Origin of the sequence: Streptomyces melanogenes, from assembly GCF_014649795.1 — a bacterium.
GTDB lineage: Bacteria > Actinomycetota > Actinomycetes > Streptomycetales > Streptomycetaceae > Streptomyces > Streptomyces noboritoensis.
The window spans coordinates 171,452-185,813 of the sequence record NZ_BMTS01000008.1 but is presented as its reverse complement, the minus strand read 5'-3'; the positions used below and the strand labels follow the sequence as shown (position 1 = coordinate 185,813).

Here is a 14,362-nt window from a genome sequence, read left to right as displayed (position 1 = left end):
GCCGGTGTTCCCGGTGCGCTGACGGACGTTCACCCGGGAGGGGGGATATCGCCCGGATCCGCGCAGTTCATGGCCTTTTGCGGGCAAGGTTGAGGCATGCCGCCCGTTCTCCTCGCCGCCCTGCGCCGCGCCGTCGTGGTGCTGCTCGTGGTGGCCGCGCTGCTCGGGGCGGCGCCGGGGGCGGAGGCGGCGGGACCGCCCGCCCTGGAGCGGACCGCCGTGTCGTCGGCGGTGCCGGGCCCGGTGGGCGAGGAGCAGTCGGACGAGGCCGCGCCCGCGCCGCCGGTGTCGGCCCGCGCGAGCCGCCCGGCGCCGGGCGCCCGTTCCGTACGAGTGGCGCCCCGGCCGGTCGTACGGGGGCCCGGTGGCCCCGGCCTGGTGCGGCCTTCTTCCCTCGATGCCGTGCGCTGTGTGGTGCTGCGCTGCTGAGCGTGCCGTGCTCTGCGAGCCAGCGGTACGTCAACTCACCAGCACAGCGAGGTGGTTCAGCCATGCCCATCGACCCCTTCGCGGCGCTCAACGCGATGCTGCGCGCCGAGGCCGCCCGGATCCGTCGCCCGGCCCCCGCGACCCCCGACCGCGAGGACCCCGAACCCGGAGAGGAGCAGCACCGAACCCCGGCGGACCCGCACGGCAAGTAGCCGGGGCCGACACGGCAGGGCGGTGGACGGGTTCCGGCCGCCGCCCTGGTGACCTGCTGTTCTCACAGGGAGTGACGACAGCGGGCGATCCGTCGTGCGGTACTCCGTTCGGCGGCTTACGTTTGGTGCGGGGGCACCCCGACCGAAAGGTCTGCCATGCGCGGACGTACGACAGCGGGCGCCGCCGGTGCGGCCCTGGCGCTGCTCGCCCTGGCGGTCCCGGCCGCGGCGGACGGGCGGGGGCCCGATCTGACCCGCTTCTACACCCAGCACCTGACCTGGGGCGGCTGCACGGTCCCGGACGCCCCCAAGGGCATGGAGTGCGCCGAGCTCACCGTGCCCATCGACTACGCCCGGCCCGAGGACGGCACGATCGCGCTGGCGGTGGGCCGGGTGCGGGCGGCCGAGTCCGGCGAGGGCCCCACCGGCACGGGCACCGAAGCGGGTACGGCGTCCCCGACCGGCGCGGCCTCGCCGACCGCTCCCAAGGGCTCGCTGGTCTTCAACTTCGGCGGCCCCGGCGAGTCCGGCCTCAAGGGCCTCGGCGGCTTCACTGCGGACACCGCGCGGCTCGCCCCCGCGTACGACCTGGTGAGCTTCGACCCCCGGGGAGTGGGCCGCAGCGCTCCCGTGCGCTGCGGCGCCAAGGCCGAGCAGGACATCGAGAGCTCCTCGGACGGCGCCACGACCGACGACGCCGAGGGCCGGGCGCAGCTCGTCGACGAGCTGCGGACGGTGGCCGAGGAGTGCCGCAGGACCACCGGCAAGCTGCTCCCGCACGTGGGCACCATCAACGCCTCGCGCGACCTGGACGTACTGCGCCAGGCGCTCGGCGACAAGAAGCTGAACTACTTCGGCATCTCCTACGGCACCCGGCTCGGCGCGGTCTACGCCGCCCAGTTCCCCAAGCGGACCGGGCGGATGGTCCTGGACGCCGTGGACTCGCTGACCGCGAACGCGGCGGAGTCGGCGCTCGCCCAGGCCACGGCGTTCCAGAAGGGCCTGGACACCTTCCTGTCCGACTGCGCCGCCCAGGGCGCGGTCTGCCCGCTCGGCGCCACCACCGCCAAGGCGACCAGCACGCTGGACGCGACCGTCGCCCGGCTCGACCGCAAGAGCGCCACGACCGCCTCCGGCGCCGAGTTCACCTCCGCCGACCTGCGTACCGCGATCACCAACTCGCTCTACGCCGAGCAGCTGTGGCCCACCCTCGCGCAGGGCATCGCCACCCTCCACGACAAGGGGGACCCGGCCGTCCTCGACGAGATCAACAAGCAGTTCGCCGGGGAGGACGCGCAGGGCAACCGCGCCGACGACGACAACAGCCGCGAGGCGCTCCTCGCGGTCAACTGCGCCGACGACCCGGAGCGGGCCAAGGACCCGGCCGCCGAACTCGCCTCACTGGAGAAGAAGTTCGCCAAGGCCTCCCCGATGTTCGGCCCGGACCAGGTAGGGGCGGCGATCTCCTGCACGGGCTGGCCCGCCGGCACGGACTACATCCGCAGGATAGACAAGACCGGTGCGCCGCCCGTCCTGCTCATCGGCACCAAGGGCGACCCCGCCACCCCGTACCAGTGGGCCGCGCAGACCGCCCGCCACCTGGGCAAGGGCGTGGTCCTCACGTACGAGGGCGAGGGCCACGGCGGGTACACGGCCTCGCAGTGCGTCCGCGACAAGGCGGACACCTTCCTGCTCGACGGTGTCCTGCCGCCCGAGGGGACGTCCTGCGCCCGCGAGACGCCCCCGGAGCACTGAGCGCGGCCGAGCCGGGCGCGCTCAGTTGCTCATCGCGGCGGCCATGGGGGCCGCCCTGGCCCACCGGCCGATGGCCGTCTCGGCCGTGATGCCGGGGCCGAAACCCGCGATGAGGCCGCCCGCGCCGTCCGCCGCGCCGCCCTCGTCGAAGAGCCGGGCCAGCGCGTCGAAGACCACGGAGCTGGCGATGTTGCCGCGCTCGGTGAGGGTGGCCCGGCTGAAGCGGAACATCTCCGGTGGCAGGTCGAGGAAGTGGCACAGGTCGTCCAGGATGCGCGGCCCGCCCGCGTGGACGATGAAGAAGTCCATCTGCGGGATCTCCCAACTGTGCTGCGCCACCAGCGCCTTGAGCGCGGGCGCGAGCATCTCCATGGTGCCCGGGACGCGCTTGTCGAGCAGGAAGTGGAACCCGGTGTCGCGCACGGCGTACGAGATCCAGTCCTCGGTGTTGGGCACCAGGTGCGAGCCGTTGCGCTCGATCCGCATCCCGGTGCCGCCCTCGCCGCGCACCACGGCCGCCGAGATCGCGTCCCCGAACAGACCGTTGGAGAGCAGCGAGCCGACGCCGATGTCGGTGGGCTGGTAGCAGAGCGAGCAGAACTCGCAGGACACGATCAGCACGTTGGAGCGCGGGTACGCGGTGCAGAAGTCGTGCGCGCGGTTGATCGCCGCGCCTCCGGCGGCACAGCCGAGCTGGGCGATCGGCAGTTGCCGGGTCTCGGTCCTGAACCCCATGGTGTTGATCAGCCAGGCGGTCAGCGACGGCATCATGAAGCCGGTGCACGACACGTAGACGATCAGGTCGATGTCCTTGGGCTCCACCTCGGCGTGCGCCAGCGCCTGCCGGACGACACCGGGCACCCGGGCCTTGGCCTCCGCCTCGTACAGCAGGTTGCGCTCCTCGAAGCCGGGGTGCTTCAGGGTGGCCTCGATCGGCTGCACGATGTGCCGGGTACGGACCCCGGTGTTCTGGATGAGGCGCAGGACGAGGTCCCGCTGGGGATGGTCGGCGTGCGTCTCGCGGGCGAGCGCGAGCGTCTCCTCCTGCGTGATCACATGGTCGGGTACGGCTACTGCGGGTCGGCACAGGGTGGCCATGGAACTTCCTTGTCTCCTGCCGGGCGGACGCCTGCGGTTTCCACGCGGGTGCTCCAGGGGGTGTGCGGTCGTGTGCCTGTCACGTATCCCCGACCGTGGTCATGCGCATGTCCTCGAAAGGGGTAATTAACCGGTTAGGGGGAGATTCCAGGCCGGGTAGCTCGTTCGGGTGATGCGGTACGGCTGAATGGAGGGGTGGTGGCGGGTCCCGGGCAGCGCGAAGCACGCGGGCGGCCCGGAGGCTCCCGCGTGCTCCTGCCGGTGATCGGCCCGGTCGCGCCTCAGTCGGTGAGTTCGGAGAAGGTGAAGGTGAACTCGGCTGGTTCCACGCGCAGTTGGTGCTGCGGAAGCGGGCCCGGGCCGCACGACTGGGAGCCGATGCCGTGCTGGCGGTGGTCCAGCGTGACCCAGACCGTGTCGCCCGGGACGAGGTCGGTCAAGTGCCGGGCCGCGTCGAGCTGTTCGGTCGTCCAGCGCCGCGCGGTGAACCAGAACTCCGGGTCGCCCTCGATGCGCAGCCCGCCGATCTCCGCCCAACGGACCTCCGTCCGGGCCCCGTTCTCCTGCGGCCGTACATACGGCGTCTGGAGGTCGTCGACGTCCGCCTCCCAGAGCCCCACCGCCGACGCGGCCGCCGTGTCCGGGTACGCCTCGCCCGGCCCGCCGCCGAACCAGCGCACCGGGACGCGGCTGCCCGGGGCCGTACCCGTGAGCCCGAACCGGATGCCGAGCCGGGGCAGCGGCACCTGCCACTCGCCCTCCGGCGCGACCGCGACCGTCAGCCGCAGCCGGGTCCCGTCGGACGCCCACCGGTACTCCGTGGCGAGGCCCACGTCACGGGCCGCCGGGGCCACGCGGGTGCGCACGACCAGCGCGTCCCCGGTCAACTCCACCGAGTCCAGGCGGTGGTGCATGCGGTGGAGCCCCAGCTCGCGCCAGCGTGGCCCGTACCGCAGATCGGGCTGCCAGGCCGCGCCCTCGTCGTTGTCGGTGGGCGCGCGCCACACGTCGAGGCGGAGCCCGGTGAGGGCCACGGCGCCGAAGGACGTGAGAGCTCCTGTCCGGGCATCGAAGACGGCCGGACCGAGCGTGACCCGATCGCCGGAACGGGCAGGGCGAGCGCCCACGGCAGCAGGCGCCAACACTTGTGTACTGACGGGTAGTTGGGCCCAGGCCATCTCGTGCCCGCGCTCTCCCCACGCGGTCGCCTCCGCGAGTACCGCCCGTACCGTCCACCGGGTCTCGGCCGTCGGTTCGGCCCCGGCGGGGCGCTCGGGGAGCTTCAGCTCCGCCCGCTCGCCCGGGCCGAGCTCGGGCACCGCGAGGGTGCCGGTGGCGAGGGGCACGCCGTCCGCCTCGTACGACCAGGTGAAGGCGAGACCGGAAAGGTCGGCGAAGGCGTACAGGTTGGTGATCTCGACCGTGCCCGCCCGGCCGTCGCCCTCGATGCGTACCGGCTGGATCACCTTCTTGTACTCGGTCAGACCGGGGGAGGGGGTGCGGTCCGGGAAGAGCAGGCCGTCGCAGACGAAGTTGCCGTCGTGCAGCTCCTCGCCGTAGTCGCCGCCATAGGCATAGCCGTACGCCGGGTGCTCCAGGCCGTGGTCGATCCACTCCCAGACGAAGCCGCCCTGGCAGCGTTCGTACGTGTCGAACAGGTGCTGGTACTCCGTGAGTCCGCCGGGCCCGTTGCCCATCGCGTGGGCGTACTCGCACAGGACGAAGGGGAGTCGGCGGCGGGACTGCGGGCCGCCGTCGAGGCGGCGGCCGATCCGCTCGACCTCGGCGTGCGAGGCGTACATCCGCGAGTACATGTCGGTGTCGTGGCAGTCGGGGTCGCCCTCGTAGTGGATCAGGCGCGAGGTGTCGCGGGAGCGGATCGAGTGGGCCATGGCGGTCAGTCCGCGCCCGGTCCCGGCCTCGTTGCCGAGCGACCAGACGACGACCGACGGGTGGTTCTTGTCGCGCTCGACCATCCGGGCCGCCCGGTCGAGCAGTGCCGGGGTCCAGCGGTCGTCGTCCACCGGGTTGTCGCGCCAGGCCTGCTCGACGAAGCCGTGCGTCTCCAGGTCGCACTCGTCGACGACCCAGAGCCCGAGCTCGTCGCAGAGGTCGAGGAAGGTGGGGTGCGGCGGATAGTGGCTGGTCCGCACGGCGTTGATGTGGTGCTGCTTCATCAGGAGCACATCGCGGCGCATGGTCGCCGCGTCCAGGGCCCGGCCGGTGGCGGGGTGGAACTCGTGCCGGTTGACGCCCCGGAACAGCAGCGGCTGCCCGTTGACCTTGATCAGGCCGTCCTCCTGGGCGACCGTGCGGAAGCCGATCCGCAGCGGGACGCGCTCGCCCGCCGTGGCCAGCACCCCGTCGTACAGGCGCGGGGTCTCCGCCGTCCACGGCTCGACCGGAACGGTCGCCTCCGTGCCGGTCGCGAGGTCGATGCCGAGCTCGGGCACGGTGACGCGGCCGGCGGTGTCGCTGTCGACCCGCAGGGTCCCCGCGCCGGTGCGGTGGTCGTAGGAGGCGTGGACGAAGTGGTCGCCGACGCACCCCTCGGGGCGGTGCAGCAGCGTGACGTCCCGGAAGATGCCGGGCAGCCACCACTGGTCCTGGTCCTCCAGGTATGAGCCCGACGACCACTGGTGCACCCGCACCGCGAGCACGTTCCCGCGCGCCTTCAGGAGCGGCCCGACGGTGAACTCGTGCGCCAGCCTGCTGCCCTTGAAGTGGCCCAGCTCCTGGCCGTTGAGCCACACCCGGGCGCACGACTCGACGCCGTCGAAGCGCAGCACCGCGCCGCCCTCGCCGATCGGCCAGCCGTCGGGCAGGTCGAAGACCCGCAGATGGTCGCCGGTCGGGTTCTCGGTCGGTACGCGCGGCGGGTCGACCGGGAACGGGTAGAGGTGGTTGGTGTAGACCGGCCCGCCGAAAGCGCCGCAGCCCTGGAGCACCCAGTGCCCGGGCACCCGCACCTCGCCCCACTCCCCGGCGTCGTACCCGGGCGCGGCGAAGCCGTCGTCGTACGCGTCGGCGCTCCCCGCGAGCCGGAACCGCCAACTCCCGTTCAGCGAGAGCCGCCTGGCATCCGACTCGGCGTACCAGGCCCGTGGCGGAAGCAGGTGCTCCCCGCCGCCGGGCGAGAGGGATGCGACGTAGGGGACGTCCGTGACGCCGGGGCTGCGGAAGGACACGATCGGGAGGCTATGGCGGTGATCGGGGCGGGGACAAGGGGGCGGACGGGGTTCACGACCGGGGACGGCGGCCAGCCTGCCACCCCGCACTCCACCCCCGCATTACCTCCCTGGTAATCGACCCCCACCACCCCCGCCGGGCAAGGTGGAGCCATCGGGTCCCGGGCGGCGCACTCCGGCCGGGGCCCGGGTTCCAGCACCGTGTTCGTTCTTGACTCACATCCTTGTCCGGAGGCTGATTTCCATGTCCCAGAACCGCTACGAGACCGCCGTCGCCCGCTACTTCGAGGCGTGGAACGCCAGCGGCTCGGCCGAGGAGCTCGCCAAGGCAGTCGAGGCCGCCTGGAGCGCGGACGGGCGCTACACGGACCCGATGTCCGACGCCACCGGGTACGAGGCGATAGCCGGGGTGATCGGCGCGGTCCACGCCCAGTTCCCCGGCTTCGAGTTCCGCCTCGAAGGGGTCGTCGACGGGCACCACGACCTGGCCCGGTTCCGCTGGGAGCTGGTCTCGGTCGCGGACGGGTCCGCGCCGGTCGCCGGGTCCGATGTGGTCACGTTCGCCGAGGACGGGCGGATCGCCACCGTGGCCGGGTTCCTCGACCGCGTACCGCCTACGGCGTGAGCGACTGGAGGTAGGCGAACGTCTCCGGGTCGGCCGGCAGGAACGTCTCGATGGCCAGCTCGGAGACGGTCACGTCCATCGGTGTGTTGAACGTGGCGATCGTCGATATGAACGAAAGCACCGTGCCCCGGTGTTCGATGACCAGCGGGAGCGCCAAGGGGCAGACGAGGTGGTCGGGGCCGTCGTCGTCCCCCGCTTCGGGCACGGGGTGCGCCGCGACCTCCTCGTACAGCTCGCGCAGCGCGTCCGAGCGCATCAGGGCGATCTGGCGCTCCATCTGTTCGAGCAGATGGCCGCGCCACTGGCGCAGATTGCGGATGCGCGGTGCCATGCCCTGCGGGTGCAGGGTCAGGCGCATCGCGTTGAGCGGGGGAGTCAGCAGCCGCTCGGGCACGCCTTCGAGGAGCATCTCGATGCCCCGGTTCGCCGCGAGGACCGTGTACGTACCGTCGACTATCAGCGCCGGGAACGGCTCGTACCCCCGCAGCAGCCGCTCCATCGCCTCGCGCAGGGAGCTGATGGACGGGTCGTCCAGGGACGTTTCCGTGTACTGCGGGGCGTACCCTGCCGCCAGGAGCAGGGCGTTGCGCTCGCGGACCGGCACCTCCAGGTGCTCCGCGAGGCGCAGGATCATCTCCTGGCTGGGGCGCGACCTGCCGGTCTCGATGAAACTGATGTGCCGCGCGGACGAGTCGGCGCGCAGGGCCAGCTCCAGCTGGCTGATCCTGCGCTGCTCGCGCCAGCCGCGCAGCATCGGCCCTACTCCCGTGTCGATCCCGGCAGTTGTCGTCATGGATCAGACACTAACCCGGGCCACTGACAACGCCCGGCGCCGCACCCCCCACCCGGCCAGCGCGACCGCCGCCGCCACCGCGTAGGCGCTCGTCCTGACGACGTCGAAGGAGTGCGGCATCGCCCACGCCGTCACGTAACAGACCGCTCCGGCCGCGGCGATCGCCAGCCACTCCCAGCGGCCGTCCAGCGCCACCAGCGCGACGAGCAGCAGCGCGTACCACGAGTAGCCGGGCGTCATCAGGCAGAACGCCCAGCCGAGCACCAGCAGCGCCCCGCTCCAAGGGCGCTCCGGATCGCCCCGGCGCAGCACGTACAGCACGACGAGGCCCACCAGGACGAGCGCCGCGGGCAGCGCCCAGGAGTCCGGGAGCACAAGGCGCAGCAGCCCGTACCGGCTGCGGGCGGAGGCGTCGTCGTACCCCTCCTCCTCCGCGTACCCGCCCAGATAGCCGAAGACGGACGCGTGCGAGACGAGGACGTACGGGAGGTAGGAGAGCGCCACGAAACCGGCGGTCGGGACGAGGACCGCGGCCGCGCGCCGCCAGTCCGGGCGGCGCCCCGCGAGCACGCCCGCGAGGGCGCCCGGCAGCACCACGGCGGGCAGCATCTTCGCCGCGATCCCGGCGCCGATCAGCACGCCCCCGACCGCCCGGCGGCGCACCGCGACCGCGCCGAGCCCGGCCACCGCGAACAGCACCGCCAGCACGTCCACGTGCGCGTTGTTGACCCCCTCGATCGGCACCGCAGGGCACCACGCCCAGTACGCCGCGCGCCCCACGTCCTCCCCCCGCCGCCGCAGGACGAGCACCAGGACGCCCGTGGTGGCGACGGCGAGCGCGGCGCCGCCGATCTGCAGCGGCTTGTGGCGGGCGGCGGCGGGGGAGAGCCCGTGGACGCCGAGGAAGTACGCCTCGGCCACCGGTGGGTAAATGGTGTGCACCTTGGGGCGGTTGAGGCGGGTGCAGCGGTCCGGCTCGCCGAACCGGGCCAGGTCGGGGCCCTCGCACGCCGAGCCCCTGGGGAACAGCCAGTCGTCCCGCAGCCCGGCCAGCTCCGGGTCCGCGGGGGTGTGGTCGTACGGCGAGATCCCGGCGGCCTGCACCCGGCCGTCCCAGGCGTAGCGGAACATGTCCGTGCTGGTGGTCGGCGGCGCCGCCAGGCCGGTCACGGCGACCAGCACCCCGCCCGCCAGGACCAGACGGGTGCGGTGGCGGGCCGGGACCCGGCGCAGCGACCGGACGGCCGCCGCGAACAGCAGCCAGCAGGCCAGGTACCACCAGGAGAGCGTGCCCGGGTGGAAGTAGTAGCCGTCCTCGACGACCGTCAGGACGAGCACGGCGGCCAGCGCGGCCAGGAGCACGGCGGTCGGCGCCGTGCGGCGCAGGGCGCCCGGGGCGGCGGTCGGCCGGTCGGCCGGGGCGGTGTCGGTACGCGGGGCGATCACCCGTCCACATTCGCAGGCCGAAGGGCGCCCGGACGGCCCAGCACACCACACGTCCGTGAACCGTAAGGTGTCAGGAGCCCTGTTCAGGGCCTTCCGGGGATGTCATGGAGACATGAAGTCACGACTCCCGCTCCCACCGCCGTCGGCGCTGCTGCCGTCCTTCCGTGGCGCGCTGCACGACCGGCGCACCGCGGCGGCGATCGGCCGCCTGCTCGGCGTGGCCATGCTCGTCTGCATGGTCACCGGTGTGCTGAGCCACTACCTCCAGCACCCGCCGAGCTGGCTGGCCAACGACCTGCCCGCTCGCCCCACCTGGGGATACCGGCTGAACCAGGGCCTGCACGTGGGGGTGGGCATCGCCGCGATCCCGCTGCTCTTCGGCAAGCTGTGGACCGTCTACCCGAAGCTGTTCGTGTGGCCCGCGCTCAAGGGCGTACGGCACGCGCTCGAGCGGCTGTCGGTGGCGGTGCTCGTCGCGGGCGCCGTCTTCGAGCTGCTGACCGGGCTGCTCAACACCGTGCAGTGGTACCCGTGGCCGTTCAGCTTCGTGCCCGTCCACTTCGCGGTCGGCTGGCTCCTCACCGGCGCGCTGCTGCTGCACCTGGCCGTCAAGTGGCCGGACATCAAGGCGTACTGGTGGCAGCGCTCGGCCGCCACGCGCGCGTTGCCGCAGGAACCGGAGAACGCGCCCGACCGGCGCTCGCTGCTCACCGGGCTCGCGGTGGCGGTGGGCGCGGTCACCGTGACGACGGTGGGCCAGTCGTTCACGCCGCTCAAGGACGTCGACCTCCTGGCGCCGCGCCACCCCGACCACGGCCCGCTCGGCCTGCCCGTCAACCGCACGGCGGCGGCCGCGGGGACGACCCGGGTGGACACGGCGGCCTGGCGGCTGACGGTGGCGGGGCCGCGCCCGTACGAGCTGACCCTCGACGAGCTGGCCGCGCTGCCCCAGTACGAGGTGGAGCTGCCCATCGCGTGCGTCGAGGGGTGGAGCAAGAACGCGCACTGGACGGGCGTACGGATCAAGGACCTGACGGAACGGGCCGGGGCGCCCGGGGCCGCGCTGCGGGTCGTCTCGCTCGAACAGCACGGCGCGTACCGAGTGATGGACATGGGCCGCACCTACGCGCGCGACCCGCTCACCCTCCTCGCCCTGCGTCTCAACGGCCAGGTCCTCACCCCCGACCACGGCTACCCGGCCCGCATCATCGCCCCCAACCGCCCCGGGGTGCTCCAGACCAAGTGGGTCACGCGACTGGAGGTGCGGTGATGGCGGGCCGTTACGCGGTGGGCGCGCTCGGACTCGCCCTGATGGGCCTCGGGGCGTCACTGGTGTGGGCGCAGTCGCCGTGGGACGTGGCGGTGTGGCTGGTAGGCGCGATCGTGCTGCACGACGGCCTGATCGCTCCGCTGGTGCTGCTGGTGGGCCTGGGGGGCGCCTTGACCCGGCCGGGAGTACGCGGCCCGCTCCGAGCGGCGTTGGTGACCGCAGGCTGCCTCACAGCCATCGCCCTCCCGGACATCCTGCGCCCGGGCCCGAAGAACAACGCGACGGTGCTGCCGCTGGATTACGTACGGAATTGGTTGGTGTTGCTGGGGGTGGTGGGGTTCGGGGCGGTCCTGGTGCTGGCCGTCAGGCGCGTACAGGCCGCGCGCCGGCGCCGCGGTCTTTAGGGGCGCGGGGAACTGCGCGAGCAACCCACGACAACCCGCAGACAAACACCGCACGGCACCTACAAAGCCCGAGCCCGCTGCATAGTCTCCGCCCCCTCCCACACCGTCAAAAACGCGAGCCGCAAACACGCGGCCAGCGCCGGATGCTCGATGTACAGAGCAGTCGTCGCACCGGTCCCCGCCACCGGATCCGGCATGTCGCACAGCACCAGCGCCGCATCCGCGATCACCAGCTTGAGGGGGAGTTCCTCGGTGAACCGCGCCTCCTCGCCCGCCTCGCCGAAGCGTGCGACGTTCTCCAGGACCTCCTCGTCCCGGAGCGCGTCGTACGTGTACAGCGCCCGCACCGTCCCCCCGCCCCGCCGCAGCCGCCGCGCGGCCTTGAGGCCCGGGAGGTTGGCGGCGGGCGCGACGAACGGCGGGCGGCAGAAGGTCAGGAGCTCGCTGTCCGCCTGGTCCTGGATGTCCGCGAACCGCTCGGCGATCGTCTTCGGGTCGCGCAGCACCTCGATGTAGTCGAGCGGGTCGGTGTGTGACCGCCCGGCCTCCCACAGCGGCAGCAGCGCCGCCGTGAGCCCCGTCGAGACGCGTTCCAGCCGTTCCAGGGACTCCCTCTGACGAGCCATCAGACGGGTCAGCGCCAGCTCCGGGGCCACCGCCCCGAACGTGGCCACCCGCCCCCGGTGCGCGACCGCCAGCTGCGCCCTGACCAGGCCGTCGAGCACGTCGTAGACGCGCTGGCGGGGCACCTCGGCCTCCCGTGCCACCTCGGCCGCCGTATAGGAGTCGCGCCGCACCAGCGCGAGGTACACCCGCGCCTCGTAGCGCGAAAGCCCAAGGGCGACCAGGTCGTTGACCGACTCCTGCTCCGGCTCCATGGTCGACCACGGTATACGCGATCAGTGCGGTGTGATCCAGCCGGAGCCGAGAAGAATCCTTGCCTTTCGCTTTGCCCTACCGAAGTTGTCGGCGCCCGGTGGCTGTCCTACCTTCAACCGTGCCACCACTCAGCAGGGTGGCACTTTCTCAGAGGCGATCTTGTCATGCACCCGCCATGCAGATCCATCGACGGTCGCCTTCCGCTCGTCCCTCATCCCGGCGAGCCGACCCCCCATGGAGGGCAGTTCCATGTACGCGAAGAGATCCCCGCACACGAACAGACCCTTCGGGCTCAGGAAGCCCACCGGCAGAGCCGCCACCGCACTCGTGTCCCTGGTGGCGCTCGCCACCGGCGGGCTCCTGGCCGCCGCCCCGTCCGTCTCCGCCGCCCCCGCGCACGACACCACCGCCCAGACCGCCGCCCCCACCGAGCGGTTGTGCGCGCAGGCCACCCAGCCGGGCCGGATGTCCTGCCTGGCCCTGGCCCGTACGGACGTGAAGCACCGCCTCGGCGTCGTGCCGGACGCAGCCCCCTCCGGCTACGGCCCCTCCGACCTGCAGAGCGCCTACGCCCTGCCATCCGGCGGCTCGGGCGCCACCGTGGCCATCATCGACGCCTACGACGACCCCAACGCCGAGTCGGACCTGGCCACCTACCGCTCGCAGTACGGCCTGCCGGCCTGCACCACCGCCAACGGCTGCTTCAAGAAGGTCGACCAGAACGGCGGCACCAGCTACCCGACGCCCGACTCCGGCTGGGCCGGTGAGATCTCCCTCGACGTCGACATGGTCAGCGCGGTCTGCCCGTCCTGCCACATCCTGCTCGTCGAGGCCAACCAGCCCACCATGGAGGACCTGGGCGCGGCCGTGAACCGCGCGGTCACCATGGGCGCCAAGTACGTCTCCAACAGCTACGGCGGCGGCGAGGACTCCACCGACCCGACCTCCGACTCCGCGTACTTCAACCACCCCGGCGTCGCCATCACCGTCTCCTCCGGCGACAGCGGCTACGGCGTCGAGTACCCGGCCGCCTCCCAGTACGTGACCTCGGTCGGCGGCACCTCGCTGAGCCGTGCGAGCAACGCGCGCGGCTGGTCCGAGTCGGTCTGGGGCACCAGCTCAGGCGGTCAGGGCGCGGGCTCCGGCTGCTCCGCCTACGACCCGAAGCCGTCCTGGCAGAAGGACACCGGCTGCGCCAAGCGGACCGTCGCCGACGTCTCCGCGGTCGCCGACCCGGCCACCGGCCTGGCGGTGTACGACAGTTACCAGGCCAGCGGCTGGAACGTGTACGGCGGCACCAGCGCCTCCGCGCCGATCATCGCGGGCGTCTACGCCCTGGCGGGCACCCCGGCGGCGGGCAGCTACCCGGCCTCCTACCCGTACGCCCACACCGCGTCGCTGTACGACGTGACGTCCGGCGCCAACGGCTCCTGCGGCACCTACCTGTGCAAGGCGGGCACCGGCTACGACGGCCCGACCGGCCTCGGCACCCCGAACGGCACCGCCGCGTTCACCGGCGGCACCAGCCAGGGCAACACGGTCACCGTGACCAACCCCGGCGACCAGAGCACCCAGGTCAACACGGCGGTCTCCCTCCAGATCAAGGCCACCGACTCGGACGCCGGGCAGAGCCTGACGTACAGCGCCACGGGTCTTCCGGCGGGGCTGTCCATCAACTCCTCGACCGGACTGATCTCCGGCACCCCGACGGCCGTCGGCACCTCCAGCGTGACCGTCACCGCCAAGGACACCACCGCGGCCACCGGCAGCACCTCGTTCAGCTGGACCGTCACCCAGACCGGTGGCTGCCAGCCCGCCCAGCTGCTCGGCAACCCCGGCTTCGAGACCGGCTCGGCCGCGCCCTGGTCGGCGACGGCCGGTGTGATCGACAACAGCGGCAGCGAGGCCGCGCACTCCGGCTCCTGGAAGGCCTGGCTGGACGGCTACGGCTCGACGCACACCGACTCGCTCTCCCAGACGGTGACCATCCCGCAGAACTGCCACGCCACGCTGACGTACTACCTGCACATCGACACCCGAGAGACGACCACCTCCACCGCCTACGACAAGCTGACGGTGACGGCCGGCTCGACCACCCTGGCCAGCTACTCCAACCTCAACAAGAACACCGGTTACGCGCTGAAGACGTTCGACCTGTCGTCGCTCGCCGGGTCGACGGTGACCCTGAAGTTCAACGGCACCGAGGACTCCAGCCTGCAGACGTCGTTCGTCGTCGACGACACGGCGCTGAACCTCAGCTGAT

General features: G+C 72.5%; 12 protein-coding genes. 7 read left to right on the top strand and 5 right to left on the bottom strand.

From position 1 onward, the window contains the following. Window positions 1–96 precede the first annotated feature (96 nt). The 3 genes from IE252_RS19275 to IE252_RS19265 all read left to right on the top strand — a co-directional run bounded on the left by IE252_RS19275 (window position 97) and on the right by IE252_RS19265 (window position 2,396). On the top strand, window positions 97–429 hold the full coding sequence (locus IE252_RS19275; RefSeq protein WP_190090680.1) for a hypothetical protein: 333 nt from the start codon (window positions 97–99) through the stop codon (window positions 427–429). A gap of 62 nt (window positions 430–491) precedes the next feature. Further along, the gene (locus tag IE252_RS19270; RefSeq protein WP_190090679.1) at window positions 492–641 is read left to right on the top strand and encodes a hypothetical protein; all 150 of its coding nucleotides are present in this window, start codon (window positions 492–494) and stop codon (window positions 639–641) included. Window positions 642–797: 156 nt separating this feature from the next. Further along, the gene (locus IE252_RS19265; protein WP_190090678.1) at window positions 798–2,396 is read left to right on the top strand and encodes an alpha/beta hydrolase; all 1,599 of its coding nucleotides are present in this window, start codon (window positions 798–800) and stop codon (window positions 2,394–2,396) included. Between the two features lie 21 nt (window positions 2,397–2,417). Here IE252_RS19265 and IE252_RS19260 read toward each other — a convergent pair whose 3' ends face one another. Further along, the gene (locus IE252_RS19260) at window positions 2,418–3,494 is read right to left on the bottom strand and encodes a type III polyketide synthase (protein WP_190090677.1); all 1,077 of its coding nucleotides are present in this window, start codon (window positions 3,492–3,494) and stop codon (window positions 2,418–2,420) included. Window positions 3,495–3,775: 281 nt separating this feature from the next. Further along, a complete protein-coding gene (locus IE252_RS19255; protein ID WP_190090676.1) occupies window positions 3,776–6,682 on the bottom strand; it encodes a glycoside hydrolase family 2 TIM barrel-domain containing protein in 2,907 nt (968 codons plus the stop codon). 244 nt (window positions 6,683–6,926) lie between these two features. Here IE252_RS19255 and IE252_RS19250 point away from each other — a divergent pair, with 244 nt between their 5' ends. Next, window positions 6,927–7,307 carry a nuclear transport factor 2 family protein gene (locus tag IE252_RS19250; protein WP_373298574.1) on the top strand — a complete coding sequence of 127 codons (381 nt, stop codon included), beginning with the start codon at window positions 6,927–6,929 and terminating at the stop codon, window positions 7,305–7,307. Here the strand turns inward: IE252_RS19250 and IE252_RS19245 are convergent. Together IE252_RS19245 and IE252_RS19240 are read right to left on the bottom strand one after the other, a co-directional pair. Then, window positions 7,297–8,100 carry a helix-turn-helix domain-containing protein gene (locus IE252_RS19245; protein ID WP_190090675.1) on the bottom strand — a complete coding sequence of 268 codons (804 nt, stop codon included), beginning with the start codon at window positions 8,098–8,100 and terminating at the stop codon, window positions 7,297–7,299. The genes IE252_RS19250 and IE252_RS19245 overlap by 11 nt on opposite strands. 3 nt (window positions 8,101–8,103) lie before the next feature. After that, window positions 8,104–9,486 (bottom strand): glycosyltransferase 87 family protein, encoded by a 1,383-nt coding sequence (locus IE252_RS19240; RefSeq protein WP_190090837.1) that lies wholly within the window; start codon window positions 9,484–9,486, stop codon window positions 8,104–8,106. A 172-nt stretch (window positions 9,487–9,658) separates the two neighbouring features. On the opposite strand from IE252_RS19240, the gene IE252_RS19235 reads away from it, so the two are divergent. After that, a complete protein-coding gene (locus tag IE252_RS19235) occupies window positions 9,659–10,816 on the top strand; it encodes a molybdopterin-dependent oxidoreductase (RefSeq protein ID WP_190090674.1) in 1,158 nt (385 codons plus the stop codon). Next, window positions 10,816–11,220 carry a hypothetical protein gene (locus tag IE252_RS19230; protein WP_190090673.1) on the top strand — a complete coding sequence of 135 codons (405 nt, stop codon included), beginning with the start codon at window positions 10,816–10,818 and terminating at the stop codon, window positions 11,218–11,220. The genes IE252_RS19235 and IE252_RS19230 overlap by 1 nt, the downstream gene beginning before the upstream one ends. A gap of 59 nt (window positions 11,221–11,279) precedes the next feature. Here the strand turns inward: IE252_RS19230 and IE252_RS19225 are convergent, their stop codons facing one another. Next, complete coding sequence (locus IE252_RS19225; RefSeq protein WP_190090672.1) at window positions 11,280–12,098, bottom strand: TrmB family transcriptional regulator; 819 nt, start codon at window positions 12,096–12,098, stop codon at window positions 11,280–11,282. A 250-nt stretch (window positions 12,099–12,348) separates the two neighbouring features. Between IE252_RS19225 and IE252_RS19220 the strand changes: the two genes are divergently transcribed. Continuing rightward, a complete protein-coding gene (locus tag IE252_RS19220; RefSeq protein WP_190090671.1) occupies window positions 12,349–14,361 on the top strand; it encodes a putative Ig domain-containing protein in 2,013 nt (670 codons plus the stop codon). Window position 14,362 lies beyond the last annotated feature (1 nt).